Origin of the sequence: Mammaliicoccus sp. D-M19 (assembly GCF_022386695.1) — a bacterium.
In the GTDB taxonomy this organism is placed as follows: Bacteria; Bacillota; Bacilli; order Staphylococcales; family Staphylococcaceae; genus Mammaliicoccus; species Mammaliicoccus sciuri.
In genome coordinates this window covers 1-1,667 of record NZ_JAJNHW010000017.1, presented here as the reverse complement: position 1 = coordinate 1,667, position 1,667 = coordinate 1, and the positions used below count along the sequence as shown (strand labels likewise).

1 rRNA gene is annotated in these 1,667 nt (G+C 50.3%); it reads left to right on the top strand.

Annotated features, from left to right (window positions below):
* Positions 1-31: 31 nt before the first annotated feature.
* Positions 32-1,584, top strand: a 16S ribosomal RNA gene (locus tag LQ675_RS14865).
* The last annotated feature ends 83 nt before the right edge of the window (positions 1,585-1,667 follow it).

The following is a 1,667-nucleotide window of genomic DNA, read 5'->3' as shown; positions in this document are numbered from 1 at the left end:
AATCAAAAATGAGCTTATCAAGCTTACTTCTTTTATGGAGAGTTTGATCCTGGCTCAGGATGAACGCTGGCGGCGTGCCTAATACATGCAAGTCGAGCGAACAGATGAGAAGCTTGCTTCTCTGATGTTAGCGGCGGACGGGTGAGTAACACGTGGGTAACCTACCTATAAGACTGGGATAACTCCGGGAAACCGGGGCTAATACCGGATAATATTTTGAACCGCATGGTTCAATAGTGAAAGACGGTTTCGGCTGTCACTTATAGATGGACCCGCGCCGTATTAGCTAGTTGGTAAGGTAACGGCTTACCAAGGCGACGATACGTAGCCGACCTGAGAGGGTGATCGGCCACACTGGAACTGAGACACGGTCCAGACTCCTACGGGAGGCAGCAGTAGGGAATCTTCCGCAATGGGCGAAAGCCTGACGGAGCAACGCCGCGTGAGTGATGAAGGTCTTCGGATCGTAAAACTCTGTTGTTAGGGAAGAACAAATTTGTTAGTAACTGAACAAGTCTTGACGGTACCTAACCAGAAAGCCACGGCTAACTACGTGCCAGCAGCCGCGGTAATACGTAGGTGGCAAGCGTTATCCGGAATTATTGGGCGTAAAGCGCGCGTAGGCGGTTTCTTAAGTCTGATGTGAAAGCCCACGGCTCAACCGTGGAGGGTCATTGGAAACTGGGAAACTTGAGTGCAGAAGAGGAGAGTGGAATTCCATGTGTAGCGGTGAAATGCGCAGAGATATGGAGGAACACCAGTGGCGAAGGCGGCTCTCTGGTCTGTAACTGACGCTGATGTGCGAAAGCGTGGGGATCAAACAGGATTAGATACCCTGGTAGTCCACGCCGTAAACGATGAGTGCTAAGTGTTAGGGGGTTTCCGCCCCTTAGTGCTGCAGCTAACGCATTAAGCACTCCGCCTGGGGAGTACGACCGCAAGGTTGAAACTCAAAGGAATTGACGGGGACCCGCACAAGCGGTGGAGCATGTGGTTTAATTCGAAGCAACGCGAAGAACCTTACCAAATCTTGACATCCTTTGACCGCTCTAGAGATAGAGTCTTCCCCTTCGGGGGACAAAGTGACAGGTGGTGCATGGTTGTCGTCAGCTCGTGTCGTGAGATGTTGGGTTAAGTCCCGCAACGAGCGCAACCCTTAAGCTTAGTTGCCATCATTAAGTTGGGCACTCTAGGTTGACTGCCGGTGACAAACCGGAGGAAGGTGGGGATGACGTCAAATCATCATGCCCCTTATGATTTGGGCTACACACGTGCTACAATGGATAATACAAAGGGCAGCGAATCCGCGAGGCCAAGCAAATCCCATAAAATTATTCTCAGTTCGGATTGTAGTCTGCAACTCGACTACATGAAGCTGGAATCGCTAGTAATCGTAGATCAGCATGCTACGGTGAATACGTTCCCGGGTCTTGTACACACCGCCCGTCACACCACGAGAGTTTGTAACACCCGAAGCCGGTGGAGTAACCTTTTAGGAGCTAGCCGTCGAAGGTGGGACAAATGATTGGGGTGAAGTCGTAACAAGGTAGCCGTATCGGAAGGTGCGGCTGGATCACCTCCTTTCTAAGGATATTACGGAATGACCATTAGGTCATGGAATAACGGAGACATATTGTATTCAGTTTTGAATGTTTATAACATTCAAC